Source organism: Microbacterium sp. NPDC090014 (genome assembly GCF_044748285.1).
GTDB lineage: Bacteria > Actinomycetota > Actinomycetes > Actinomycetales > Microbacteriaceae > Microbacterium.
The window spans coordinates 1-25602 of sequence record NZ_JBIVFS010000002.1; the positions used below are offsets into that span (position 1 = coordinate 1).

At 69.3% G+C, this 25602-nt stretch carries 23 protein-coding genes and 1 rRNA gene; 14 read left to right on the plus strand and 10 right to left on the minus strand.

What is annotated here, in order from left to right; all coding sequences use genetic code 11:
* Window positions 1–87 (plus strand): 5S ribosomal RNA (gene rrf, locus ACIPV5_RS13410); the annotation flags it as partial.
* Between the two features lie 110 nt (window positions 88–197).
* Here the strand turns inward: rrf and ACIPV5_RS13415 are convergent.
* Window positions 198–953, minus strand: a complete 756-nt coding sequence (locus ACIPV5_RS13415; protein ID WP_400342147.1) for an IclR family transcriptional regulator — start codon at window positions 951–953, stop codon at window positions 198–200.
* Between the two features lie 73 nt (window positions 954–1026).
* On the opposite strand from ACIPV5_RS13415, the gene hutH reads away from it, so the two are divergent.
* From hutH to ACIPV5_RS13435, 4 genes are read left to right on the plus strand one after another with little or no spacing between them, the layout of a single operon-like run.
* On the plus strand, window positions 1027–2568 hold the full coding sequence (gene hutH, locus ACIPV5_RS13420) for a histidine ammonia-lyase (protein WP_400341295.1): 1542 nt from the start codon (window positions 1027–1029) through the stop codon (window positions 2566–2568).
* Entirely contained in the window at window positions 2561–4240 is a 1680-nt protein-coding gene (gene hutU, locus ACIPV5_RS13425; protein ID WP_400341297.1) for a urocanate hydratase, read from the plus strand. The genes hutH and hutU overlap by 8 nt, the downstream gene beginning before the upstream one ends.
* A complete protein-coding gene (gene hutI / locus ACIPV5_RS13430; RefSeq protein WP_400341298.1) occupies window positions 4237–5454 on the plus strand; it encodes an imidazolonepropionase in 1218 nt (405 codons plus the stop codon). The genes hutU and hutI overlap by 4 nt, the downstream gene beginning before the upstream one ends.
* Window positions 5435–6340 (plus strand): arginase family protein, encoded by a 906-nt coding sequence (locus tag ACIPV5_RS13435; RefSeq protein ID WP_053097818.1) that lies wholly within the window; start codon window positions 5435–5437, stop codon window positions 6338–6340. The genes hutI and ACIPV5_RS13435 overlap by 20 nt, the downstream gene beginning before the upstream one ends.
* Before the next feature lie 22 nt (window positions 6341–6362).
* Here ACIPV5_RS13435 and cls read toward each other — a convergent pair whose 3' ends face one another.
* The gene (gene cls, locus ACIPV5_RS13440; protein WP_187250717.1) at window positions 6363–7823 is read right to left on the minus strand and encodes a cardiolipin synthase; all 1461 of its coding nucleotides are present in this window, start codon (window positions 7821–7823) and stop codon (window positions 6363–6365) included.
* A gap of 135 nt (window positions 7824–7958) precedes the next feature.
* On the minus strand, window positions 7959–9236 hold the full coding sequence (locus ACIPV5_RS13445; protein WP_053097814.1) for a DUF445 domain-containing protein: 1278 nt from the start codon (window positions 9234–9236) through the stop codon (window positions 7959–7961).
* Window positions 9237–9363: 127 nt separating this feature from the next.
* Between ACIPV5_RS13445 and ACIPV5_RS13450 the strand changes: the two genes are divergently transcribed.
* The 3 genes from ACIPV5_RS13450 to ACIPV5_RS13460 are packed head-to-tail and all read left to right on the plus strand — an operon-like array spanning window position 9364 to window position 10357.
* Complete coding sequence (locus tag ACIPV5_RS13450) at window positions 9364–9645, plus strand: type II toxin-antitoxin system prevent-host-death family antitoxin (protein ID WP_400341301.1); 282 nt, start codon at window positions 9364–9366, stop codon at window positions 9643–9645.
* Window positions 9642–10088 (plus strand): type II toxin-antitoxin system VapC family toxin, encoded by a 447-nt coding sequence (locus ACIPV5_RS13455; protein ID WP_400341303.1) that lies wholly within the window; start codon window positions 9642–9644, stop codon window positions 10086–10088. Before ACIPV5_RS13450 ends, ACIPV5_RS13455 begins: the two co-directional genes overlap by 4 nt.
* Window positions 10085–10357 carry a metal-sensitive transcriptional regulator gene (locus ACIPV5_RS13460; protein ID WP_053097810.1) on the plus strand — a complete coding sequence of 91 codons (273 nt, stop codon included), beginning with the start codon at window positions 10085–10087 and terminating at the stop codon, window positions 10355–10357. The genes ACIPV5_RS13455 and ACIPV5_RS13460 overlap by 4 nt, the downstream gene beginning before the upstream one ends.
* A 25-nt stretch (window positions 10358–10382) precedes the next feature.
* Here the strand turns inward: ACIPV5_RS13460 and ACIPV5_RS13465 are convergent, their stop codons facing one another.
* Window positions 10383–11930, minus strand: coding sequence for an amino acid permease (locus ACIPV5_RS13465; RefSeq protein ID WP_053097808.1), 1548 nt, complete (start codon window positions 11928–11930; stop codon window positions 10383–10385).
* Between the two features lie 156 nt (window positions 11931–12086).
* On the opposite strand from ACIPV5_RS13465, the gene ACIPV5_RS13470 reads away from it, so the two are divergent.
* Genes ACIPV5_RS13470 through ACIPV5_RS13490 form a run of 5 tightly spaced genes read left to right on the plus strand, consistent with a single transcriptional unit; the run spans window position 12087 to window position 17122 of the window.
* Window positions 12087–13442 carry a glutamine synthetase family protein gene (locus ACIPV5_RS13470; protein WP_053097806.1) on the plus strand — a complete coding sequence of 452 codons (1356 nt, stop codon included), beginning with the start codon at window positions 12087–12089 and terminating at the stop codon, window positions 13440–13442.
* Window positions 13423–14175 carry a gamma-glutamyl-gamma-aminobutyrate hydrolase family protein gene (locus ACIPV5_RS13475; RefSeq protein WP_400341305.1) on the plus strand — a complete coding sequence of 251 codons (753 nt, stop codon included), beginning with the start codon at window positions 13423–13425 and terminating at the stop codon, window positions 14173–14175. Before ACIPV5_RS13470 ends, ACIPV5_RS13475 begins: the two co-directional genes overlap by 20 nt.
* Window positions 14172–15533 (plus strand): aldehyde dehydrogenase family protein, encoded by a 1362-nt coding sequence (locus ACIPV5_RS13480; protein ID WP_400341307.1) that lies wholly within the window; start codon window positions 14172–14174, stop codon window positions 15531–15533. The genes ACIPV5_RS13475 and ACIPV5_RS13480 overlap by 4 nt, the downstream gene beginning before the upstream one ends.
* Before the next feature lie 47 nt (window positions 15534–15580).
* Window positions 15581–16360 (plus strand): 3-oxoacyl-ACP reductase, encoded by a 780-nt coding sequence (locus ACIPV5_RS13485; protein ID WP_053097800.1) that lies wholly within the window; start codon window positions 15581–15583, stop codon window positions 16358–16360.
* 33 nt (window positions 16361–16393) lie between these two features.
* Window positions 16394–17122 (plus strand): FadR/GntR family transcriptional regulator, encoded by a 729-nt coding sequence (locus ACIPV5_RS13490; protein WP_072591934.1) that lies wholly within the window; start codon window positions 16394–16396, stop codon window positions 17120–17122.
* A 34-nt stretch (window positions 17123–17156) separates the two neighbouring features.
* Here the strand turns inward: ACIPV5_RS13490 and ACIPV5_RS13495 are convergent, their stop codons facing one another.
* Both ACIPV5_RS13495 and ACIPV5_RS13500 read right to left on the minus strand, forming a co-directional pair.
* Window positions 17157–18545: an aspartate aminotransferase family protein gene (locus tag ACIPV5_RS13495; protein WP_400341310.1), complete on the minus strand. Its 1389-nt coding sequence runs from the start codon at window positions 18543–18545 to the stop codon at window positions 17157–17159.
* Window positions 18546–18581: 36 nt separating this feature from the next.
* Entirely contained in the window at window positions 18582–20066 is a 1485-nt protein-coding gene (locus ACIPV5_RS13500) for a CoA-acylating methylmalonate-semialdehyde dehydrogenase (protein WP_072591932.1), read from the minus strand.
* A gap of 99 nt (window positions 20067–20165) precedes the next feature.
* On the opposite strand from ACIPV5_RS13500, the gene ACIPV5_RS13505 reads away from it, so the two are divergent.
* Window positions 20166–21704 carry a PucR family transcriptional regulator ligand-binding domain-containing protein gene (locus ACIPV5_RS13505; protein ID WP_400341312.1) on the plus strand — a complete coding sequence of 513 codons (1539 nt, stop codon included), beginning with the start codon at window positions 20166–20168 and terminating at the stop codon, window positions 21702–21704.
* Window position 21705: 1 nt separating this feature from the next.
* Here ACIPV5_RS13505 and ACIPV5_RS13510 read toward each other — a convergent pair whose 3' ends face one another.
* The 4 genes from ACIPV5_RS13510 to ACIPV5_RS13525 all read right to left on the minus strand — a co-directional run bounded on the left by ACIPV5_RS13510 (window position 21706) and on the right by ACIPV5_RS13525 (window position 25568).
* Window positions 21706–23100 (minus strand): aspartate aminotransferase family protein, encoded by a 1395-nt coding sequence (locus ACIPV5_RS13510; RefSeq protein WP_053097794.1) that lies wholly within the window; start codon window positions 23098–23100, stop codon window positions 21706–21708.
* On the minus strand, window positions 23097–23564 hold the full coding sequence (locus tag ACIPV5_RS13515; RefSeq protein WP_053097793.1) for an Lrp/AsnC family transcriptional regulator: 468 nt from the start codon (window positions 23562–23564) through the stop codon (window positions 23097–23099). Before ACIPV5_RS13515 ends, ACIPV5_RS13510 begins: the two co-directional genes overlap by 4 nt.
* A gap of 88 nt (window positions 23565–23652) precedes the next feature.
* Entirely contained in the window at window positions 23653–24813 is a 1161-nt protein-coding gene (locus tag ACIPV5_RS13520; protein WP_400341314.1) for an acyl-CoA dehydrogenase family protein, read from the minus strand.
* Complete coding sequence (locus ACIPV5_RS13525) at window positions 24810–25568, minus strand: alpha/beta fold hydrolase (RefSeq protein ID WP_187250724.1); 759 nt, start codon at window positions 25566–25568, stop codon at window positions 24810–24812. Before ACIPV5_RS13525 ends, ACIPV5_RS13520 begins: the two co-directional genes overlap by 4 nt.
* Between the last annotated feature and the right edge of the window lie 34 nt (window positions 25569–25602).

The following is a 25602-nucleotide window of genomic DNA, read 5'->3' on the forward strand; positions in this document are numbered from 1 at the left end:
GTTTACATTCCGAACCCGGAAGCTAAGCCTCACAGCGCCGATGGTACTGCAGGGGGGACCCTGTGGGAGAGTAGGACACCGCCGGACTTCTTTTACACAGAAAAGCCACCCAATGTTGGGTGGCTTTTCTGCGTTAACGTGTGCGCAAGCGCAAGCGCAGTCGTCGACTGACCGGGCGCAGCAGAGAATGCGCAGCGTCAGCGCTTGAGCCGTGACTCGAGTACGGACGCCGTCTCGATCACGGCGTCCGCGAGGATACGCTCATCGAGCTCGCCGCCGGCCCAGGTCACTGCGACCGCGGCCACAGGCCAGCCCGCATGATCGCGGACGACGGCGCCGACGCTGCGCAGTCCGTCTGCCACCTCGCTGTCCTCGGTCGCATAGCCGCGTTCACGAACGGTGCGCAGCAGCTCGCGCAGTTCGCCCGGCTTCCTGGGGCCGCGTCCCGTACGGTCGGGGAACGCAGACGCGCTCGGATATAGCGCACGCACCTGCTCGCGGGGGAGCGCAGCCAGCATGGCCCGCCCCGAGGCGGTGAGGTGCGCAGGCAAGCGGACGCCGACATCCGTCACGAGAGCCTGCCGTCGGGGAGCGCGCTCCTCGACGATATAGAGCACGTCGCCGCCGCTCATCACCGCCAGGTGGGTGCTCTCCCCGAGACGATCTGAGAGGGCGGCCACAAGAGGCCGCCCGATGCGCGCGAGCGGCTGCTGCCGCGCGTATCCGCCGGCGAGTTCGAATGCCGAGGTGCCGAGGCCCCAGCGCCGGTCTTCCTTCATGTGCAGCACGAACCCGTGCGCAGCGAGGGTCGTGAGCAGGTGATAGATGGTCGACCGGGGCAGCTCGAGTTCGCGGGCGATCGCCGAGGCGGCGACGGGCGCGGGGCGTCCGGCCAGATAGCTCAGGATCCGCAGCGTGTTGTGGGCGGCGGGCACCTGCGCGGCGGCCTCCATGTTGTCTGGGATCACAGACACAGGATGTCACGATCGCCTGCCACGCGCGACCCGTCGGGTGTGGAATCGAGACATGACCGATCTTCCCGCCGTCCTCATCGGCGATGCACCCCTGAGCCCCGCCGACGTCGTCGCGGTGGCGCGCCATGGCGCGAGCGTCACGATCAGCTCCGCCGCTCTCGACCGGGTCGCGGGGACGCGGCGCGTGATCGACGGACTCGCGGCAGATCCGCACCCGCACTACGGCGTCTCGACGGGTTTCGGCGCGCTCGCGACGACGTTCATCGCCCCCGACCGCCGCCTTCAGCTGCAGGCGAGTCTCATCCGCTCGCACGCGGCCGGCACCGGCGCCGAGGTCGAACGCGAGGTCGTCCGCGGCCTGCAGCTGCTGCGCCTTCAGACGCTCTCCTCCGGCCGCACGGGTGTTCGCCCCGTCGTGGTCGAGACCTACGCTGCTCTGCTGAACGCGGGCATCACCCCGATCGTGCGCGAATACGGATCGCTGGGGTGTTCCGGTGACCTCGCCCCGCTCGCGCACATCGCACTCGCGGCGATGGGAGAGGGCGATGTGCGTGACGCCGAGGGCACGCTCATCCCGGCATCCGACGCGCTGGCCGCAGCCGACATCCACCCCCTCACTCTCGTCGAGAAGGAGGGCCTCGCGCTCATCAACGGCACCGACGGCATGCTCGGCATGCTCGTGCTGGCGCTGCACGACCTCGAGACGCTGCTCGTGACGGCCGACATGGCGGCGGCGATGTCGGTCGAGTCGCAGCTGGGCACGGATGCCGTCTTCGCGGCCGACCTCATGGCGCTGCGTCCCCAGTCCGGCCAGGCCGAGTCGGCGGCGAACCTGCGGGCCTTCCTGAACGATTCGCCGATCGTGCACAGCCACAAGGGACCGGAGGACGGGCGCGTGCAGGACGCATACTCCCTGCGCTGTTCGCCGCAGGTCCACGGCACCGCGCACGACACGATGGGCTACGCATCGACCATCGCCGAGCGCGAGCTCGCCAGCGTCATCGACAACCCGGTGATCACGGTCGATGGGCGCATCGAGTCGAACGGCAACTTCCACGGTGCACCGGTCGCAGCGGTGCTGGACTTCCTGGCCATCTCGGTGGCCGACGTGGCCTCCATCTCCGAGCGGCGCACCGACCGGGCGCTCGATCCGGCACGCAACCACGGGCTGCCTCCCTTCCTCGCCGACGAGGTCGGTGTCGACTCGGGGCTGATGATCGCGCAGTACGCGGCGGCCGGAATCGTCTCGGAGCTCAAGCGGCTCGCCGTTCCGGCATCCGTCGATTCCATCCCGTCCTCGGCGATGCAGGAGGACCACGTATCGATGGGGTGGGCTGCTGCTCGCAAGCTGCGCCGCGCGATCGACGGCCTCGGCCGTGTCATCGCGATCGAGGTGCTCACCGGTGCTCGTGCGCTGGATCTGCGCGCTCCGCTGCAGGCCGGCCCCGCGACCGGAGCGGTGCGCGACCTGGTGCGCACGGTCGCCGCGGGCCCCGGACCCGACCGATTCCTCTCACCCGACATGGAGGCCGTGACTGCACTCGTGCAGTCCGGCGCCATCGCCCGCATCGCAAAGGAGCACGCGAATGACTGACATCACGACGGATACGACTCCGACCACCGGGCCGCGCACGGTTCGCGCCGCCCGTGGCAACCAGCGCACCGCCAAGAGCTGGGGTGCGGAGGCGGCGAAGCGGATGCTGATGAACAACCTCGACGCCGAGGTCGCCGAGCACCCCGAAGACCTCGTCGTCTACGGCGGCACGGGCAAGGCGGCGCGCAGCTGGGAGGCGTACGACGCGATCGTCCGCACGCTCGATGAGCTCGAGCCGGACGAGACGCTGCTCGTGCAGTCGGGCAAGCCGGTCGGCGTCTTCCGCACGCACGAGTGGGCGCCGCGCGTGCTGATCGCCAACTCGAACCTCGTGGGCGACTGGGCCAACTGGCCCGAGTTCCGCAAGCTCGAAGAGCTCGGTCTGATCATGTACGGCCAGATGACCGCGGGGTCGTGGATCTACATCGGCACCCAGGGCATTCTGCAGGGCACGTACGAGACGTTCTCCGCGGTCGCCCGCTCGCTCGGCAAGGACTCGCTCAAGGGAACGCTGACGCTGACCGGCGGTGCGGGTGGCATGGGCGGCGCTCAGCCGCTCGCGGTGACGCTCAACGACGGCGCCGTGCTGATCGTCGACGTCGACGAGTCGCGTCTCGCCCGTCGTGTGCAGCACGGCTACCTCGACGAGTACACCACCGATCTCGATGCGGCGATCGCGCGGGTGGTCGCGGCGAAGGATGCGGGCGAAGCGCTCTCGGTGGGCGTGGTCGGCAACGCGGCCGAGGTCTTCCCCGAGCTGCTGCGCCGCGGGGTGCCGATCGACATCGTCACCGATCAGACCAGCGCGCACGACCCGCTCGCCTACCTGCCGGTCGGCATGGCCGTCGCCGACTGGAAGTCCGAGGCCGAGCGGGATGCGGAGGAGTTCACCCGCCGCTCGCGCGAGTCCATGGCTCAGCATGTCGCGGCCATGGTCGCGTTCCAGGATGCCGGGGCCGCGGTCTTCGACTACGGCAACTCGATCCGGGCCGAGGCGCAGCTCGGCGGATTCGATCGCGCCTTCGAGTTCCCGGGCTTCGTGCCGGCGTACATCCGCCCGCAGTTCGAAGAGGGTCGCGGACCCTTCCGCTGGGCGGCGCTCTCGGGCGACCCCGAGGACATCTACAAGACCGACCGTGCGATCGCCGAGCTGTTCCCCGAAGACAAGGCTCTCCACCGCTGGCTCGAGAAGGCCGGCGAGAAGGTGCACTTCGAAGGCCTGCCCGCGCGCATCTGCTGGCTCGGATACAAGGAGCGCCACCTCGCCGGCCTCAGGTTCAACGAGATGGTGGCCTCGGGGGAGCTGGCCGCGCCGATCGTGATCGGCCGCGACCACCTCGACTCCGGCTCCGTGGCGTCGCCGTATCGTGAGACGGAGGCCATGAAGGACGGCTCGGATGCGATCGCCGACTGGCCCCTGCTGAACGCGCTGCTCAACACGGCATCCGGTGCATCGTGGGTGTCGCTGCACCATGGCGGCGGAGTCGGCATCGGGCGCTCGATCCATGCAGGGCAGGTGAGCGTCGCCGACGGATCGGCGCTCGCCGCCGAGAAGCTCGAACGCGTGCTCACCAACGATCCGGGCACCGGCGTCATGCGCCATGTCGACGCCGGATACGAGCACGCTCGGGACATCGCCCGTGAGCGTGGACTCAAGGTGCCGATGCTGTGAGCACCTCGCTGATCACGCACATCGCCGAGCTGACGACCAACGTCGCCTCGCCCGACGGCGACCGCTTCGGCACGCTCGTCGACGCGGCCGTGCTCATCGACGGCGAGCGGATCGCATGGGTCGGGTCCGCCGCGGATGCGCCGGAGGCCGACGTCGTCCTCGACGCGGCGGGTCGCGCCGTCATCCCCGGTTTCGTCGACAGCCACAGCCACCTGGTCTTCGGAGGCGACCGCGCCGCGGAGTTCGAGGCCCGGATGGCGGGGCAGCGATACGCCGCCGGCGGCATCCGCTCGACCGTGGTCGCGACACGAGCGGCGAGCGACGACGAGCTGCGCGCGCGTCTGCGGGGATTCGTCGACGAGATGCTCGCCCAGGGCACCACGACGGTCGAGATCAAGAGCGGCTATGGCCTGAGCGTGCGAGACGAGGAGCGCCTGGTGCGCCTCGCGGCGGAAGTCACGCCCGAGGTCACCTTCCTCGGAGCGCACGTGGTGCCGGTGGAGTACGCCGACCGCGCGGACGAGTACGTCGACCTGGTGACAGGGCCGATGCTCGACGCGTGCGCTCCGCATGCGAAGTGGATCGACGTGTTCTGTGAGACGGGTGCGTTCTCGGTCGAGCAGTCGCGAAGGGTGCTCGAGGCGGGCATCGCACAGGGGCTCGTTCCCCGAGTGCACGCGAGTCAGCTCGGCCCGGGTGAGGGAGTACGCCTCGCCGTCGACCTCGGCGCGGCATCCGTCGACCACGGCACCTACCTGACCGACTCCGACATCGAGGCGCTGGCAGCATCCGACACGGTGCTCACGCTGCTCCCCGGGGTGGAGTTCTCGACGCGCCAGCCGTATCCCGACGCGCGACGACTCATCGACGCGGGCGTGACCGTGGCGATCGCCTGCGACACGAATCCGGGATCGAGCTTCACGTCGTCGATGCCGTTCTGCATCGCGCTCGCGGTGCGCGACATGGGCCTGACCCCCGCCGAAGCGGTGTGGGCGGCGACCGCCGGGGGCGCTCTGGCGCTGCGCCGCGACGATGTCGGCGTGATCACGCCGGGCGCGCGGGCGGACCTCGTGCTGCTGTCAGCGCCGACCCGCATCCATCTCGCCTATCGACCCGGAGTCCCGCTCGTCGAGCGGGTGTGGAAGGACGGCGTCGGGGTCTTCGCAGCATCCGGAACGGCAGAGGGGACGAATCATGGCACTGTCGCACGATGAGCTCTGGCCGCGCGCGGGCTCCTGGCCCGGGTTCGAGACAGGGGATGACGCGGATGCCGTGCTGCTCGGCGTGCCGACCTGGCGCACCTCGCTGTCACCGACCGGAGCACACGCGACGCCCGCCGCAATCCGCGAGGCGCTCACCCGGTACAGCGCGACGCTCATGGGGCCGCCCGTGGTCGATCTCGGGGCGGCACTCCGCGTGCTCGATGCCGGGGACGTCGACGAGCCGGACGGCGAGGACGGCATCGCGACCACCGTCCGGCGCGTGCGCGAGCTCGCTGACGCCACCCGTCTCGTCATCGCACTCGGGGGCGACAACGCCCTGACCTATCCGGTCGCGCGCGGTGCCGGGGCTACCGGACTCATCACCATCGACGCGCACTTCGATCTGCGTGACGGCATCTCGAACGGATCGCCCGTCCGTCGGCTGATCGAAGACGCGCCCGACGGCGAGAGGATCGACCCGACGAGGATCGTCCAGATCGGCATCGCGGACTTCGCGAACTCCGCCGCCTACGCGGCGCGTGCTGCCGGGTGGGGAATCCGCGTGATCACGCTCGACGAGGTTCGCCGCCGGGGCATCGAGGACGTCGTCGCGGAGGCGACGCGCATCGCCGGAGCGGGTGCCGCCGCCCGCATCCACCTCGACGTCGACGTCGACGCGGCCGACCGTTCCGCGGCGCCGGGCTGCCCGGCATCCGTTCCCGGCGGCTTCGCCGCGTGGGAGCTGCGCCACCTCGTGCGCGCGATCGTCGGCGACCCGCGTGTGGTCAGCGCCGACATCGCCGAGGTCGATGCGACCGCTGACACCGACGACCTGCGCACGGTGAGGCTCGCCGCGCTGTGCGTGCTCGAGATGCTCGCGGCGCTCGCGTCCCGCTGACACGGCGTCGGGAGAGCGCCACTCAGTTCAGCGCCGATGTCAGCCGGAACAGGCCGTCGAGGAAGGTCGACTTCGCAGGCTCGCGCAGCCACTCGTCGAGTGTCAGCTCCCGCCCGGCGGCGCGGTACTTCTGCTCGACCTGGCGCATCTGCGCGACAAAGGACCCGCCCCGCACCAGCAGCGACATCTCGGAGTTGAGGCTGAAGGAGCGGATGTCCATGTTGCTCGAGCCGATGACGGCGATGTCGTCGTCGATCGAGAAGTGCTTGGCGTGCAGGATGTACGGCGCGGGGTAGAGGAAGATGCGCACTCCGGCTCGCAGCAGCGTCTCGTAGTACGACCGCTGTGCGTGATAGACCATCGCCTGGTCGCCGAGCTCCGATACGAACAGCTGCACGTCGAGTCCGCGCTGGCATGCCGTGGTGATGGCATAGATCATCGCCTCGTCGGGCACGAAGTACGGGCTCGTCAGGATGACCTTCTCGGTCGCGCCGTGGATGAGCGAGAGGAACATCCGCAGGTTGTTCTCGGTGCCGTATGCCGGCCCGCTCGGCACCATCTGGCAGTGCAGATCGGCGGGTGGAGGTGCGGGGACGGCGGTGGCCGGTACGCGTTCGACCGCGGACAGGTCCTCGCCGGTCTCGATGAGCCAGTCCGACAGGAACACCGCATCGACCTGGGCGACGACCGGTCCGTCGACGCGGGACACCAGCTCCTGCCACATGAGGCCGCGTCTGATGTTCTTCTCCGAGTTGTAGTCGCGGGAGATGAGATTCTGCGAGCCGACGAAACCGACGTGGCCGTCGACGACGACGAGTTTGCGGTGGTTGCGCAGATCGGGGCGCTGGTACTCGCCCTTGAGCGGGCGAACCGGCAGCATCCATGCCCACGTCACGCCGACCCTGTCGAGCTCCGCGAAGGTCTCCTCCGACTTCGGGATCTTGCGCGAGGCGATGTAGTCGGCCAGCAGGCGCACCGTCACCCCGCGGGCGACGGCCCTCTCCATCGCGTCGAAGAAGCCGCGGGTCGTCTCGTCGCGCGCCGCGATGTAGAACTCCACGTGCACGTATCGCTCGGCGGAGTCGATGGCTGCGGCCATCGCGTCGATCGATGCCTGGTAGTCGTCGATCAGCTGCGCCGACGAGGCACCGACCATCGGCAGGCCGGTGAGGGCGTGATTCTGCTGCGCGACACGCTGCAGCCACCGCGGAGCCTCGGCATCCGGAAGGTCGAGGGCGCGCTCGGCGATCATCGCCGTGATGCGCTGCTGCTCGTCACGGCGCTTCTTCGGCAGCCGGAAGTCTCCGATCAGCAGGTAGAGCGCGATGCCGATGAAAGGAAGCAGGAACACGAGCAGCAGCCACGCCATCGCCGCGGTGGGCTTGCGATCGCGCGGGATGTAGATCAGCGCGAGCACGTTGATGCAGAACGCCGCGATCGCGAGCACCGACCAGACCAGGTTCGCGGAGAGCAGCGAGTCCATGACTCCTCCTTCGAGGGATGCCGGCATGCCAGAGGGGGTCCCCGTGCGACCTGCGCGAGTGAGGTGCACGCTAGCAGTGGCGCGGCCGCGCCTCCACAGGCCCTCACCCGGAGGGTGCGATGCCGTCCGCGCTGCTCAGACCCCGGGGATCAGCAGGTGCGCGATCGTGAAGATCGCCAGGCCCGCGAGCGCGCCGACGAACGTGCCGTTCAGACGGATGTACTGCAGGTCGCGGCCGACCATGAGCTCGATCTTCTCGGTCGTCTCGACCGGGTCCCACCGCTCGACGGTGTCGGTGATGATCGACGCGATGTCGTGGCGGTAGCGGTCGACGAGGAACACCGCGGCATCCGACACCCACGTGTCGACGCGGTGCTGCAGCGCGGCATCCGTCGTGAGCCTGTCGCCGATCTCCTGCAGTGCCTGCGCCGCGCGCACACGCAGACCGCTCTCGGGGTCGGCGAGGGCGGTGAGCAGTCCGTTCTTCGCCGTGTCCCAGGCCTCGGCGGCGAGGGCGCCCACGCGGGGGCTGTCGAACAGCGATGCCTTGGCGTTCTCGAGCTTGGCCCTCGTCGCGGGGTCGTTCTGCAGGCTGTCGGCGAGGCGGGCGAGGTAGCCGTCGACGGCGATGCGTGCCGGATGCTTCGGGTCGGCTTGCACGGCGCGGACGAACTTGACCGCCTCGTTGTAGGCGGTGTCGTCGACGAATCGGTGGGCGAGCTTCGGCACCCACCCGGGGAGCCTGCGCGAGATGAGTCCCGAGAACGACTCGGCGTTCGCATCCAGCCAGCGGCCGATGCTGTCGGCGGCGAGGTCGACCGCCCCGTGATGCGCATCGGCCTCGACGATCTTCTCGAGCCAGGCGCCGGCGGGCGGTCCCCACTCGGGAGAGACGAGGTGCTCGCGGGCGAGGTCGGTGATGAGGTCGCGCACGTCGTCGTCGCTGAGAGCGTTCAGGACGGCGGTCGCGATCGTCGCCCCCTCGGCCGCCACGCGTTCGGCGTGGGCGGGCTCACGCAGCCATTCACCGGCTCGCTTCGCGATCGCCGTGCTCGCGAGCTTGGTGCGCACGACGCTCGCCTCGAGGAAGTTCGTCTCGACGAACTCGCCCAGCGTGCGGCCGATCTCGTCTTTGCGGTTCGGGATGATCGCGGTGTGCGGAATGGGCAGCCCCAGCGGCCGACGGAAGAGCGCGGTCACGGCGAACCAGTCGGCGAGAGCACCCACCATGCCGCCCTCGGCGGCGGCGCGGACGTAGGCCAACCACGGCTGACGCTCCTGGAAGGCGAACGCGATCACGAACACGACGGCCATGAAGATCAGGGCGCCGAGAGCCACCGCCTTCATGCGTCGAAGAGCGCGAAGTCGTACCTGGTCTGCGGGCGACAGGAGCGCCATCGGGGTTCGCGGCATGACGTCATCCTTTCACGGGGAGTCCTCGCTGAGGTCGGCTTGCAGCGTCCGGTCCGTTCGCCCTTCACCGAGTCCACGCTGTGTAGTACTCTCACTACAGTTCGAAACGGGGTCCATCGTGTTCACCATGACCGCTCGAGAGTTCAACCAGTCCGTCGCGCGCGCTCAGCGCGTCGCCGACGGGCAGCCCGTGATGATCACGAGACGTGGCGAGCCCGCCTACGTACTGCTGAGCATCGGAGAGTACGAACGCCTCCGGCCCGCCGCTCTGACGGAGGACACGCGATGCTTCCTGGACGTCGTCCGGCCCCTCCCTGAGGGGGCGGATCCCGATGACGTCTTCGGTCAGATCATGGACGAGATCGCCGCCGACAGATCGCGTGACTTCGGACGAGAGATCGACCTGTGACACCGTTCCTGGTCGACACGAACGTGATCTCGGAGATCCGTCGGCCCAGGCCCGACCTCGGCGTGGCGCGGTGGTTCGGCGCGACGGCTCGGGAGTCCATGCACATCAGCGTGATCACCGGGCTCGAACTCGAGCGCGGCGTCCTCCTGGCGCGGAGACGGGATGCCGTCGCCGCCGCGTCTCTGGAACGGTGGCTGGACTCGGTCAGAAGCGGACTGGTGCACCCCGCTCTCGAGGTGACGCAGGCGATCGCTCAGATCACCGCAGCCATCCAAGTGCCGAACCGGCGTCCGCTCGGCGACTCGCTCATCGCGGCCACCGCGCTGCACCACGGACTGACGCTGGTCACCCGCAACGAGAGAGACTTCGACATCCCGGGACTCGCTGTCCTCAACCCGTTCTCGGGCCGACCGAGGCAGGATCCGAGTACCCTCGAATCGTGATCGAAGACATCAAGAAGCGTGCGCTGCACCGCACCAGCATCCTCGAGGGTCAGATGCGCGGAGTCGCGCGGATGATCGAGAGCGAGGAGTACTGCATGGACATCATCACGCAGTCCCGCGCGATCCAGCGCTCGCTCGAGTCCCTCAACCGCCTGCTGCTCGAGAACCATCTGCGCACGCACGTGACGCACATGTTCGACGAGGGCGGGGAGGAGCGCGACAAGGCCGTCGACGAGCTGCTCAAGGCGTTCGACTTCGACCGCAAGTAGCGCCGCGCTCCTCCCCCCCCCCGGGTCAGCGTCCGCCGCCGAACACCTCGCCCTCCATGGCGTCGTAGCCCTCGGCCTGCGGGTCGCCGTGCGAACCGCCTGACAGCGCGTACTCCTCTTCGGGCGAGAGCACGAGGCGGTGCCGGAAGAACAGGCCGAATCCGAGCAGGATGATCGCGTAGACGATCGCGATCGCGATGATCGCCGGGCCGAACGTCGGGTTGAGCAGGAAGCCCACGAAGATCAGTGCCGCGATCACCAGGGCGATCACCGCGCCGGGGATGCCCCACGGGCTGACGTACGGACGGTCGACGTTCGGGAACTTCTTGCGCAGGATGATGAACGACACGAGCTGCAGTCCATAGGCGACGACGGCTCCCCAGACGGCGATGTTCAGCACGATCGCGCCGGCGACCGTTCCGGCACCCTCCGAGTCGACGGCGGTGAGCACGTCGAGCACGATCAGGGCGACGAAGCCGACCGCCGCGCCGACAGTGAGCGCGACCCACGGGGTCTGCCGCTTTCCGGTGAGCGAGAGGAAGCGGGGGTAGTAGCCGGCGCGGGACAGTGAGTACATGTTGCGTCCGTAGGCGAACATGATTCCCTGCAGCGACGCGAGCAGGCCGATGAGGGCGAACAGCGCGAGCACGGCGGCGAGCTGGTCGCCGACGATCGCGCGGAAGCCGTCGAGCAGCGGCTCACCGGCGGTGCCGGTGGCCTCGGCGCCGATCACGCCGGTGTTCAGGAACAGCACCAGGAGTCCGGTGACGATCAGGGTGCCGCGGGCCCAGAATCCTGCCTTCGGGATGTCGCGGGTCGGGTTGTGCGACTCCTCGGCCGCGAGCGGGAGCTCCTCGATGCCGAGGAAGAACCACATCGCGAACGGCAGCGCGAACAGGATCGGCAGGACGCCGTGCGGAAGGAACGCGGTCTGGCCCTCGTCGGGGACGATGTCCCACAGGGCATCCCACGAGAACGCGCCGGAGAAGATCGCCATGGCGGAGAACACCAGGATGATGCCGATGGAGATCACGGAGACGACGATCGCGAAGCGGAACGAGATGGCGGCGCCCGCGGAGTTCAGGGCGATGAAGACGACGTAGAGGATGAGGTACCAGACCCAGCCTGGCAGTTCGAGGCCGAGCAGCTCGCTCGTGATGCCGTTGGCATACGACGCCGAGAAGTAGACGATCACCGCCGTGGTCGCGACGTACTCGATGGTCTCGGCGGCTCCGGTGACGAGACCGCCCCACGGACCCATGGCCGAGCGGGCGAAGGAGTACGCGCCGCCGGTATGCGGCATCGCGGCCGCCATCTCGCCGATCGCGAAGATCATGCCGTAGTACATCGCCACGAGGATGGCGAACGCGATCAGCATCCCGCCGAAACCCGCGAAGTCGATGCCGAAGTTCCAGCCGGAGAAGTCGCCCGAGATCACCGCGGCGACCGCCAGACCCCACAGGCCCCAGACGCCGGCCGACCTCTTCAGCGTCCGTTTCTCGAAGTAGTCACTCCCGGCACGTGTATAGGTCGCTCCGGCGACCTTGCGGGATTCATTGCTCTGCTGGGACATCCGCTCTCCGTTCGCATGCGTGCAGGCGCCGGGTGCACCTTGCGGATGATTGTGACAGTCAATGGTGGTTTCGTCTACCTTTAAACGACGAGTTGATCTACTCTGAGGGCGAAGCCGGTCGGCCGATCGCTTCACCGCACGAGAACGGAGCGTCAGATGTCGGGCAACCTGAGCATCGAACAGCTGGATGCCGGCATCGCCGCCGGTGAGATCGACACGGTGATCGTGGCCTTCGCGGATGCGCAGGGGCGACTGGTCGGCAAACGCGTGTCGGCGCGGCTGTTCCAGGAGGACATCCTGGCTCACGGGGCCGAGGCCTGCGACTACCTGCTGTCGGTCGACGTCGACATGAACACCGTCGACGGCTATGCGATGTCGGGGTGGGACCGCGGCTACGGAGACATGGTGCTGAAGCCCGACGTCGAGACCCTGCGCAACATCCCGTGGCTCGAGGGCACCGCGCTGGTCATGTCCGATCTCGTGTGGCAGAACGGCGAACCCGTCGGGCCCTCGCCCCGGGCGATCCTCGATCGCCAGCGCGACCGCCTCGCCGAGCGGGGCTGGACCGCGTACTCGGGCACCGAGCTCGAGTTCATCGTCTTCGACAACACCTACCGCGACGCCTGGGCGCGCAAGTACGACGGGCTGACACCCGCGACCGACTACAACGTCGACTACAACCTGCTCGCCTCGACCCGCATGGAGCCGCTGCTGCGCGACATCCGCAACAGCATGGATGGTGCCGGGCTCTATTGCGAGGGGGTCAAGGGCGAATGCAACTTCGGTCAGCAAGAGATCGCGTTCCGCTATGCGGAGGTGCGGGAGACCGCCGACCAGCACGCGATCTACAAGAACGGCGCGAAGGAGATCGCCGAGCAGCACGGCAAGGCGCTCACGTTCATGGCCAAGTTCAACGAGCGGGAGGGCAACAGCTGTCACATCCACCTGTCGCTCCGCGACGAGTCGGGTGCCCCGGTCATGGCAGGCGACGGCGAGCACGGCTTCAGTCCCGTCATGGAGCACTGGATCGCCGGCATCCTCGCCACTCTGCGCGAATTCACCCTGCTGCTCGCGCCCAACATCAACTCGTACAAGCGTTTCGCGAAGGGCAGCTTCGCGCCGACCGGTGTGGCATGGGGCATCGACAACCGCACCTGCGCTCTGCGGGTAGTCGGCCATGGATCGGGGCTGCGGGTCGAGAACCGGGTGCCCGGCGGAGATGTGAACCCGTACCTCGCGATCTCGGCGATCATCGCGGGCGGTCTGCACGGCATCGAGAACGAACTGCCGCTGCCCGAGCGCTTCACCGGCAACGCCTACGAGGATGCGGTCGACCACCTGCCGACCACCCTGCGCGAGGCGGCGAAGCTGTTCAGCGAATCGACCATCGCGCGGGCGGCGTTCGGCGACGACGTGGTCGAGCACTATCTGAACCAGGCCCGCATCGAGGTGGAAGCCTACGACGCGGCCGTCACCGACTGGGAGCGCATCCGTGGCTTCGAGCGCCTCTGACCCCGCGCCGCTGATCGGCGTCACGACCTATCTCGAGCGCGCGCAGCAGGGGGTGTGGGATGTCAAGGCCGCGTTCCTGCCGGAGCAGTACCTCACGAGCGTGACCTCCTCCGGCGGCATCGCCCTTCTTCTCCCGCCCCAGGATCCGGATGCCGCGGACGCGGCGATCTCGGGGATGGACGGACTCGTGCTCTCGGGTGGCGCGGACGTCGCCCCCGAGCTCTACGGCGAGGACCGGCATCCGCTCACCGACCCCGCGAGGGTGGACCGCGACGCGTGGGAGCTCGCGCTCTTCCAGGCGGCCGAGCGTCGTGGCATCCCGGTGCTCGCCATCTGCCGCGGTCTGCAGCTCGTGAACGTCGCCCGCGGCGGAACCCTGCAGCAGCACCTGCCCGAGTCGCTCGGCACCGAGAAGTACCGCATCGGCGGCGGTGTCTTCGCCGAGAACGACGTCGCGGTGTCGACCGACACCCCCCTCGCCGACATCATCGGCGAGACCGAGATGCGGGTGCACAGCTACCACCACCAGGGGGTCGACCGTCTCGGCGAGGGGCTCGTCGCCGCCGCGCATTCGGACGACGGCCTCGTGCAGGCCTTCGTCGACACGTCAGCCGGCCACATCGTCGGCGTCCAATGGCACCCCGAGGAGAACGCCGAGGATCGGCGGCTCTTCACCGATCTCGTCTCACAGGCCCGTGCGTTCGCCGCAGGGCGGAAGGAGGACGCCCGATGAGCGCGTTCACAGTCATCAACCCGTCGACCGGTGCCGCGATCCGTGAGATCGTGCGCGCCGACATCGGAGAGACGGATGCCGCGATCGCCCGCGCGGTCGCAGCGCAGCGCCGATGGGCCGCGCTCGCCCCGGTCGCGCGGGCTGACGCGCTGCGGTCCTTCGCTCGTGCGGTCGAGGCGGCCACGGAGGAGCTCGCACAGCTCGAGGTGCGGAACTCCGGGCATCCGATCGGCTCGGCCCGCTGGGAGGCCGGGCACGTCGCGCAGGTGCTCAACTACTACTCGGCCGATCCCGAGCGACTCTCGGGTCGGCAGATCCCGGTGGCCGGCGGACTCGACGTCACCTTCCACGACCCCTACGGCGTGGTCGGAGTCATCGTGCCGTGGAACTTCCCGATGACGATCGCGGCGTGGGCGTTCGCGCCGGCGCTCGCCGCAGGCAACGCCGTCGTCCTGAAGCCCGCGGAGCTCACGCCGTTGACAGCCATCCGACTCGGCGAGCTCGCCCGCGAGGCCGGGCTGCCCGCGGGACTCTTCGAGGTCGTCACCGGATCGGGTTCGGTCGTCGGGCAGCGGCTCGTCGAGCACCCCGACGTCCGCAAGGTCGTGTTCACCGGGTCGACCGAGGTCGGCATCGAGGTCGCCGCCGGATGCGCTCGCGCGCTCAAGCCCGTGACGCTCGAGCTCGGCGGCAAGAGCGCCAACATCGTCTTCGCCGACGCCGACCTCGAGAAGGCCGTCGCCGCGGTGCCCGGCTCGGTGTTCGACAACGCGGGCCAGGACTGCTGCGCCCGCAGCCGGCTGCTCGTGCAGCGATCGGTGTACGACCGGTTCCTCGAGATGCTCGAACCCGCGGTCAGGGCGTGGCGTGTGGGCGACCCGTCGAGTGCCGACACCGACATGGGGCCGCTCATCTCTGCCGCGCATCGCGACACCGTGTCGGGGTTCCTCGACGACGCGAACATCGCGTTCCGCGGCAGCGCTCCGAGCGGCGACGGATTCTGGTTCGCGCCCGCCGTGGTGCTCGCCGACCCGTCCGACCGGATCGCCCAGCAGGAGGTGTTCGGCCCGGTCGTCGCGGTGATGCCGTTCGAGGACGAGGCCGATGCGATCCGCCTGGCGAACGACACCGCCTACGGTCTCGCCGGGTCGATCTGGACCGAGAGCCTCGGACGGGCCGTGCGCGTCTCGCGCGGCGTGCAGAGCGGCGTGCTCTCGGTGAACTCGCACTCGTCGGTGCGCTACGCGACGCCGTTCGGCGGCATGAAGGCATCCGGACTCGGGCGCGAGCTCGGTCCCGACGCCGCAGAGCACTTCACCGAGACCAAGAACGTCTTCTTCGCGACAGACGAATCCTGACCAGCGACACCCGGCCCGACCATCCCCACCTGCAACGGAGAGCACACATGACCATCGATCTGACCCAGCGCCTCAAGGACCGCGTCGCGATCATCACCGGAGGGGCGAGCGGGATCGGCTTCGCCACCGCTCAGCGCTTCGCGGCCGAAGGCGCGTTCGTCGTCATCGCCGACGTCGACCCCGCCACGGGCGAGAAGGCGGCGGCCGAGGTGGGCGGTGCGTTCCGTCCCGTCGACGTGGCCGACGAGACCATGGTGAACACGCTCTTCGACGGCGTCGCCGCGGAGTTCGGCCGTATCGACATCGCCTTCAACAACGCCGGCATCTCGCCCGCCGACGACGACTCGATCGAGACGACCGAGCTGCCGGCCTGGGATCGCGTGCAGGACGTGAACCTGAAGAGCGTGTACCTGTGCAGCCGTGCGGCACTGCGCCACATGGTGCCGGCGGGTCGCGGATCGATCATCAACACCGCGTCGTTCGTCGCCCTGCTGGGGTCGGCGACCTCGCAGATCAGCTACACCGCGTCGAAGGGCGGTGTGCTGGCGATGTCGCGCGAGCTCGGCGTGCAGTTCGCGCGACAGGGCGTGCGGGTGAACGCGCTGTGCCCCGGGCCGGTGAACACGCCGCTGCTGCAGGAGCTGTTCGCCAAGGATCCCGAGCGTGCGCAGCGACGACTCGTGCACGTGCCGATGGGGCGCTTCGCCGAGCCGTCCGAGCTGGCCGCCGCTGTGGCCTTCCTCGCCTCGGACGACTCATCGTTCATCACCGCCAGCGCCTTCGTCGTCGACGGCGGCATCACGAACGCCTACGTCACCCCGCTGTGAAGCGGGACCATGTCACTGTGACAAGGTGAAAGCATGAGCGAGCACCCTTCCGACGGCGATCTCGTCGAGGTGCGCCGGGCGGTCTACCGGCCGCTTCGCCGAGGCAACGCCCTCGAGGATGCGGTGGCTCGCCTCGTGCAGACCATCCGCCTCGGCGTCGTCGCCCCGGGGGAGTCGCTGCCGCCGGAACGAGAGCTCGCCGCCTCGTTCGGCGTCAGTCGCGACACCGTGCGCGAGGCGATCCGCGAACTCGCCGACACCGGATACCTGGTGCCCAAGCGGGGGCGGTACGGCGGCACGTTCATCGCCGATCCGCTGCCCCAGCCCTCGGATGCCGGGGAGGTCACGGCGGACGAGATCGACGATGTGCTGGGGCTGCGGCGGGTGCTCGAGACGGGAGCAGTGCGGGCTGCGGCGAGCCGGACGCTGGATGCCGCGACCCGCGCCGACCTGTGGGCGCGACATGAGGCCGCGCTGCCCGCCGGGCCCGAGGAGTATCGGCGTCTCGACACGCTGCTGCACCTCGCGATCGCGGAGGCGGCCGGCATCCCCTCGCTCGTCGCGCTGGTCGCCGAGAACCGGGCCGACGTCAATGCGTGGCTCGACACGTTCCCGCTGATGCCGCGCAACATCCAGCACTCGGGTGAGCAGCATGAGCAGATCGTGACGGCGATCCTCGCCGGGCGGCCCGACGTCGCCGAGGCGGCGATGCGCGATCACCTCGCCGGTTCCGAAGCGCTGCTGCGCGGATTCCTGATCTGAACCCGCGCAGCAGCGGCTGCGCCTCACGGCACTGTCAGCTCGTGGCTGCCTCGTCGGCCACGGCGAGAGCCTCGTCGAGCACGGCCAGACCGCGCATGAGATCGTCCTCGCCGATCACGAGCGGCGGTGCCACGTGCATGCGGTTGAAGTGCGTGAACGGCCAGACACCCGCCTTCTTGGCGGCGGCGGCGAAGGCGGCGACGGGCGCGGCATCCGCTCCGCTGGCGTTGAACGGCACGAGCGGCTCGCGCGTCTCCTTGTCGCGCACCAGCTCGACGGCCCAGAAGAGCCCGCGGCCGCGCACCTCTCCGACGCTCGGATGGGTGTCGACCCAGCGGCGCAGGGTCGGCTCGACGATGCGCTCGCCGAGGTCGCGCACCCGCTCGAGGATGCCGTCGCGGCGGAACACCTCGAAGGTCGCGACGCCCGCGGCGCACGCGAGCGGATGCCCGGAGTACGTGAGCCCTCCCGCGAACGGCGTGGTGTCGAAGGCCTTCGCGATGCGCTCGGAGATGACGACGCCGCCGAGCGGCACGTACCCGGAGTTCACGCCTTTCGCGAAGGTGATCAGGTCGGGACGCCCGTCGTACGCGTCGATGCCGAACCACTCGCCAAGACGGCCGAAGCCGACCATGACCTCGTCCGCGATGTAGACGATGCCGTAGCGGTCGCACAGCTCGCGCACGCCCTGCAGGTAGCCGGGCGGCGGCACGAGCACGCCGTTCGTGCCGACGACGGTCTCGATGATGATCGCCGCGATCGTCGAGGGTCCTTCGAGCTGGATGGTCTGCTCGAGGTGGGCGAGGGCGCGCTCGGACTCCTGCTCCGGCGTCTCGGCGTGGAACGGCGAGCGGTAGAGGTAGGGCCCGAAGAAGCGCACGGCTCCGGAATCCGGTGTGCCGTTCGCCCACCGGCGAGGATCACCCGTCAGCGAGATCGCCGTGGAGGTCGACCCGTGATAGCTGCGGTACATCGACAGCACCTTGTGGCGGCCCGTCGACTGGCGCGCCATGCGCACGGCGTACTCGTTGGCCTCGGCGCCGCCGTTGGTGAAGAAGACCTTCTCGAAGCCCTCGGGCGCGACCTCGACGATGAGTCGGGCGAGCTCGCCCCGCACGTCGTTGGCCATCGCCGGCTGGATGGTCGAGAGGCGACCCGCCTGCTGCTGGATCGCGGCCACGAGGTCGGGATGCTGGTGCCCCAGGTTGAGGTTCACCAGCTGACTCGAGAAGTCGAGGTAGGCGTTGCCGGCGTAGTCCCAGAACGTCGAGCCCTCACCCGCGGCGACGGGCAGCGGATCGATGAGTCCCTGGGCGCTCCAGGAATGGAAGACGTGGCCGCGGTCGTCCGCCCGCACCTGCGCCTCGGCCTCGGGGGCGGGGAGCGGATGCGATGCGCCGTGGCGATCGATGAAGTTCGTCATGTCTCGTGTCTCGGTTCTCAGTGTCTGCTCGGGAGCTCAGTGGTTGCTCGGGAAGCCCAGGTCGATCTGCGAGGGCGTGTGGTCGGGCCAGCGCGTCGTGACCACCTTCGACCGAGTGTAGAAGTGCACCGACTCGGGTCCGTAGATGTGCGAGTCGCCGAAGAGCGAGTCCTTCCAGCCGCCGAACGAGTAGGCGCCGATCGGCACGGGGATCGGCACGTTGACGCCGACCATGCCGACCTCGATGTCGAACTCGTACTGACGGGCGGTGCCGCCGTCGCGGGTGAAGATCGCGGTGCCGTTGCCGTACGCGTTCGCGTTGACGAGCTCGACGGCCTCGGCATAGGTCTCGACGCGCACGACCGAGAGCACCGGGCCGAAGATCTCGTCGTCGTAGACCTTCATTCCGGGAGCGACCCGATCGATGAGGCTGACCCCGATGAAGAAGCCGTCGGAGTCGAACTCCTTCGTCGTGCCGTCGACCACGACGGTCGCACCCTCCGCGGTGGCGCCGGTCACGTAGGAGGCGACGCGGTCGCGGTGCTCGCGGGTGATGAGCGGGCCCATCTCGCTCGCGGCATCCGTGCCCGCGCCGATCGTGAGTCCGTCGATGCGCGAGGCGATCGCTGTGACCAGGTCGTCGGCGATGTCTCCCACCGCGACCAGCACCGAGACGGCCATGCAGCGCTCGCCGGCCGAGCCGTATGCGGCCGAGACCGCGGCGTCGGCCGCGGCGTCGATGTCGGCATCCGGCATCACGACCATGTGGTTCTTCGCGCCGCCCAGAGCCTGCACGCGCTTACCCGCGTTCGCCGCCCGCTGGTAGATGGAGCGGGCGATCGGGGTCGATCCGACAAAGCTGATCGCGTTCACCCGCGGCGACTCGAGCAGCGCGTCGACGGCCTCCTTGTCGCCGTTCACGACATTGAGCACGCCGTCGGGCAGTCCTGCCTCCTGGAAGAGCTTCGCGATCCAGATGGCCGCCGACGGGTCCTTCTCGCTCGGCTTGAGCACGACCGTGTTGCCGCAGGCGATCGCCGAGGCGACCATCCACAGCGGCACCATGACGGGGAAGTTGAACGGCGTGATCGCCGCGACGACCCCGACGGGCTGCTTGACCGAGTGCACGTCGACGCCGCGCGAGACCTGCTCGCTGCGCTCTCCCTTGAGCAGGTGCACGAGGCCGGCGGCGAACTCGACGTTCTCGATGCCGCGCGAGACCTCGCCGGCGGCGTCCGAGAGCACCTTGCCGTGCTCCGAGGTGACGATCGCCGCGAGCTCGGGTGTGCGCTCCTTGAGCAGCTGACGCAGGCGGAAGAAGACGTCGGCGCGCTTGATGAGGCTCGTCTCGCGCCAGGCGGGCAGAGCGGATGCCGCGGCGGCGATGGCCTGGTCGACCTCGGCGGTCGACGCGAAGGCGACCTGCTTCGACACCTGACCGGTGGCCGGGTCGAAGACCTGTCCCGTGCGCGCCGCGTCGGCGGTCTCTGCTCCATTGATGAGGTGACGGACGATGTCCACGGGGCTCCTTCGTGCTGCGTGATCCGTATCGAACACTCTGACCGAGCAGCGATACGCTGGGTTCTCTCCCATGATCACAGAGCACGAGAGGGCGAACAGGTGTCAGAACGTAGCGACTTCGAGCTGGGTCGGACAGAACGTCCGGACGGCAGCACGTTTCTCAGCGTCTCCGACGTGCTCTCCGAGCCCGCCGTGCAGCAGGGCGGCCCGTCGGTGCTCGTGGGGGGCGCCGCTCTCGATGTCGCCGTGCGGTGGGTGCATGTCTCCGACAGCCCGGACGTCGCGCGGCTTCTCGACGGCGGCGAGTTGCTGCTGACCACGGGAGCCGGGTGGCCGAGCGACGTCGAGCAGCTGCGGGACTTCGCGACCAGCCTGCACCGCGCGGGCATCGCCGGCATCGTGTTCGAGCTCGGCACAGCCCGGGAGGCGGTGCCCCAGCCGCTGGTCGACCTGTGCGCGACGGTCGGACTGGCGCTCATCGCGTTGACCCGAGAGGTCAAGTTCGTCGCGGTGACCGAGGCGGTGCATCATGCACTCATCGCCGCGCAGACGCACGCGCTGCACGAGCGTCAGCACCTGCACGAGCTCTTCACCGCGCTGAGCCTGCAGGGCGCGCCGGCCGATGTCGTGGTGTCCGAGACCGCGCGGGCGCTGCGCGCACCGGTGATCCTGGAGAACCTCGCAGGTGAGGTGATCGCGGCCGAGGGGCTCGACTCTCCGATCGCCGACGTCCTGAGCTCGCGTGGCGACGCCGAGCGGGTGCCGGTGCAGGCGCGGGGAGTGCGCTGGGGCACGCTGCTCGTCCAGCCGGGACCGGCTCACCCCGCCGGGCGGGTCACGGTGCTCGAACAGGGGGCGACGGCCCTCGCGTTCGGCTGCATCGCCGACGGCGGCGACACCGAATGGTCGCTGCTCGCGCAGCGCACGGTGATCGATGATCTGCTGGGGGCGCGCTTCGCGAAGGCCGACGACATCGACGCGCGGCTGCGTGCCGGCGGTTTCGCCCTCGCCGACCGGCAGTGCCACGGGATCGTCGCCCGAGGGTCGGCGTCGATCAGCGAGCTCGCGTATCGCGCACGGCAGGCGGGGTTCGCCGTCATGGCGGCCAGGGTCGAGGGCGACGACGTCGCTCTGCTGTCACTTCCGGCATCCGCAGTGCTGTCCGACGAGGTCGTGCTGCGCATCGCCGGTCCCGACCGCGCGGTGTTCGTCGGCCCGGTCGCCGATGACGTCGTCGGACTGCTCGGCTCGCTGCGCGCCGCGCGCGACCTCGCCGACAGCGACCGCGCCGAGGCGGGGGCCAGAGTGCGGCGGGTCGACGATCGCCCGCTCGAGAGGCTCGTCGCCACGCTGCGCGACGATCACCGGCTGCACGAGCACAGCGAGCGGATGCTGGCGCCGCTGATCCGTCACGACCGAGAGCGTCGCGGCGACCTGCTCGCCGTGCTCGCGGCTCTCGTCGCACACCCGGGCAACCGCTCGGCGGCGGCCGCCGCGAGTCACCTGTCGCGGTCGGTGTTCTATCAGCGCCTCACGCTGATCGGCGATCTGCTCGGTGCCGACCTCGACGACGGCGAGACGATCGCGGCGCTCCACCTCGCGCTCCTCGCGAGGCGGCGCACCGCGGTGACCGACTGAGTCAGAGCACCGACTGGGCGTCGGTGAGCACGCTCCGCAGGATCTGCTCGATCTGACGGAACTCCGCGGGTCCCACCGTCAGCGGCGGTGCGAGCTGGATCACGGGGTCGCCGCGGTCGTCGGCACGGCAGTAGAGCCCGGCCTCGAACAGGGCGGGGGAGAGGAAGCCGCGCAGCAGCCGCTCGGACTCGTCGTCGTCGAAGGTCTCCCGCGTCGCCTTGTCCTTCACGAGCTCGATGCCGAAGAAGTAGCCGTCTCCGCGCACATCGCCCACGATCGGGATGTCGAGGAGCTTCTCGAGCTCGGCGCGGAACAGGGGCGAGTTCTCGCGCACGTGCTCGTTGAGCCCCTCCTCGTCGAAGATCGCGAGGTTCTCGAGGGCCACGGCCGCCGAGACCGGATGCCCGCCGAACGTGTAGCCGTGCGGGAACGACACGTCGCCCTTCGAGAACGGCTCGTAGATCCGGTCGCTGATGACGGTCGCGCCGATGGGCGAGTAGCCGCTCGTCATGCCCTTGGCGCACGTGATCATGTCGGGCACGTAGCCGAGGCCCGTGCACGCGAAGGTGTGGCCCAGACGACCGAACGCGCAGATGACCTCGTCCGACACGAGCAGCACGTCGTGGCGGTCGCAGATCTCGCGCACTCTGGCGAAGTAACCGGGAGGAGGCGGGAAGCATCCGCCCGAGTTCTGCACCGGCTCGAGGAAGACCGCGGCGACCGTGTCGGCGCCCTCGAACAGGATCATCTCCTCGATGCGGTCGGCGGCCCAGCGACCGAAGGCCTCGAGGTCGTCGCTCGGGCCGCCCATCTCGGCCGCGCGGTAGAAGTTGGTGTTCGGCACGCGGAACCCACCCGGGGTGACGGGCTCGAACATGGACTTCATCGCCGGGATGCCGGTGATGGCCAGTGCGCCCTGAGGGGTGCCGTGATAGGCGACCGATCGCGAGATGACCTTGTGCTTGGTGGGCTTGCCCATCAGCTTCCAGTAGTGCTTCGCGAGCTTGAACGCGGTCTCGACCGCCTCGCCGCCGCCCGTCGAGAAGAACACCCGGTTCAGGTCGCCGGGCGCCTCGGCCGCGAGTCGGTCGGCGAGCTCGATGGCCGCCGGGTGCGCATACGACCACAGCGGGAAGAACGACAGCTCGGAAGCCTGCTTCGCCGCGGCCTCGGCGAGGCGACGGCGGCCGTGGCCGGCGTTGACGACGAAGAGTCCGGCGAGGCCGTCGAAGTACTCCTTGCCCTTCGAGTCCCAGATGCGGTGACCGTCGCCCTTGACGATGATCGGGACCCCGCTCTTCTCCATCGTGGACTGCCGTGTGAAGTGCATCCACAGGTGGTCCTTGGCCATGGTCTGGAGTTCGGCCTCGGACGGTGTCGGGCGTTGCGTGCTCATCTGGTCCCCCAGTTGTAGAGCTGCTTCTGCAGCTTGGCGTAGATGAAGGTCTCGGTCGACAGGACACCGTCGATCGGGCGGATGTGATCGTTGATGAGGGCGAGGAGGTCCTCGTCGTCCTCGCAGACGACCTCGGCGAGGATGTCGAACGAGCCGACGGTGATGACGACGTAGTCGATGGCGGCGATCTCGGCGATGGCCTCGGCCACGACCCTCGTGTCGCCCGAGACGCGGACGCCGATCATGGCCTGCCGGGGGAAGCCGAGCTGCATCGGATCGGTCACTGCGACGATCTGCATCACGCCGGACTCGGTGAGCCGCTGCACGCGCTGGCGGACGGCGGCTTCGCTGAGCCCCACCTCTCGCCCGATGTCGGAGTACGAGCGTCGCCCGTCCTCCTGCAGCAGTTCGATGATCGTCTTCGCGACATCGTCCAGTGGGGGGTGCTTCTTCGAGGACGCCATGATGCGATCCTCGCACCGCAGCGGCCGGTCTTCAACTGATTCCGCAGAATCGGCAGAGCCTCAGGGGTGAAACCGCAGAATATCGCGCTTATGCCTCGAGGGGTCCGAGCCAGGCGCTCGCCGCGGTGGAGTGCGCCGATTCGGGATCGGAGGGATGGAATGCGCCCGCGAGGACGTCCCGGTAGAGACGCGACAGCTCGTTCGACGAGAAGTACGAGCCGCCGCCGGCGACGAGCATCGCCTGATCGACGACGTGCTTCGACATCGTGATCGCCCGGTGCTTGACGCCCGACAGCAGGGTGAACCACCGAGCGCCGTTGTCGACCCTCTCATCGACATTGCGGGCGAGCACCGCGATCTGCGGTGGGAGCGCGTCGTACGCGAGGCCCATGTCGGCGATGCGCCAGCGGATGTCGGGATCCTGGCTGTACGTCGCGCCCGTCTTCTTCGAACGGCGCATCTGCGCGGTGAGCACCGCGAGGTCGAGGGCACGGCGTGCGATGCCCGTGTAGACGGAGGCGAGCAGGATCTCGAAGACGGAGAAGATCCCGAAGACGATGGGGTCGGGGTTCGGGCCCGGATCGATGCGACGCACCACGTGCGCGGCATCCGCCACGGCTCCGTCGAGACGCGTCGTGCGGCTCTGGGTGCCCCGCATGCCGAGGGTGTCCCAGTCGTCGCCCGTGACGACCGCGTCGGTGCGGTCGACGAAGGCGAAGACCAGCTTCGGAGCGTCGGTGCTCGTCGTGTCGAGGCCGTGCAGCCCGAGCCTCGTCCATACGGGCGCGAGTGAGGTGAAGATCTTCGTGCCGGTGAACGCGTAGCCTCCGTCGGCGGTGGGCGCGGCCTCGGTGTCGCTCCCGAACAGCACCAGGTCGTTGCCGCCCTCGCTGATTCCGAAGGCGAAGACCTCGCCCGCGACCGCGCCGTCCTGCACGAACTCGAGACCCGGCACGCCGCGGTCGGAGAAGACCTTCGCGACGCCGGTCCACACCAGGTGCATGTTGATCGCGAGCGCCGTGGCGGGAGCGGCGGTCGCGAGACGCTGCTGCAGGATCGCCGCCTCGGCGAGGCCGAGCCCCGCGCCCCCGCGTTCGGCGGGCACGAGGATCGACAGATATCCCGCGTCGCGGAGCTCATCGAGGTCCTGCTCGGGGAACGTGTTCTCGCGGTCGTGGATCGGGGCCCGCTCGCGGATGCGCTCGAGAAGGTCGTCGGGAAGGTAGGCGGTCGGATCGAAGGTGCTCACGCGAGTGCCTCTCTCAGCTGTCGGACGGTCTCTTCGGGCTTGTCGCGGTGCAGCGAGTGCCCGGCGCCCTCGACGACCGACATCGTGACGAGGGGGTTGGAGGCGAGGACGCCGGCCGCGACCTCGCCGGTGAAGATGCTGTAGACCGCGGGATCCGAGGCGATCACATGGGTGGGAACGGTCAGCCGGGCGGCATCCGCAGTGACGTCCCACGGAGTGTTCTGCGCACTCGTCTGCTCGACCGCCCAGGCGCTCGCGCGGTGCACCGCGTCGACCTTCAGCTCCCAGTCCTGCGGGTGCCAGTGCGGATGCTCCTGCTGCACCAGCTCCACCCTGTTGTCGGCGAAGGCGCGCTCCTGGCTCCTGCGGACGATCGCGGCATCCCGGCCGCCGACGAGGATCGCCGGATCGAGCAGCACGAGTCGGCGCGTCCACTCGGGAGCGGATGCCGCCGCCGCCGTGCTGGAGGCCCCGCCGAGCGAGTGGCCGACGACGGCATCCCAGGGTCCCCCTCCGTCGGGCGTCGTCGTGGCGAGGTCTGCCGCGTAGGCGGCGACCGAGTAGTCGAGGGCGCGCGGGGCGTCGCCGTGGCCACGCAGATCGACGGCGGTCGCGTGCCATCCGGCGTCGGCGAGGTCGGTGCCGACGCGCCACATGAGAGCCGCGGACGAGCCGAGCCCGTGCACGAGGAGAACGCGACGATCGGATGCCGGGTCGCCCCAGGAGATGCGGGGCAGCGTGAGCGGTGCGGGCATGCAGCAAGCCTACGACCGGCTCGCGGCGGTGAGG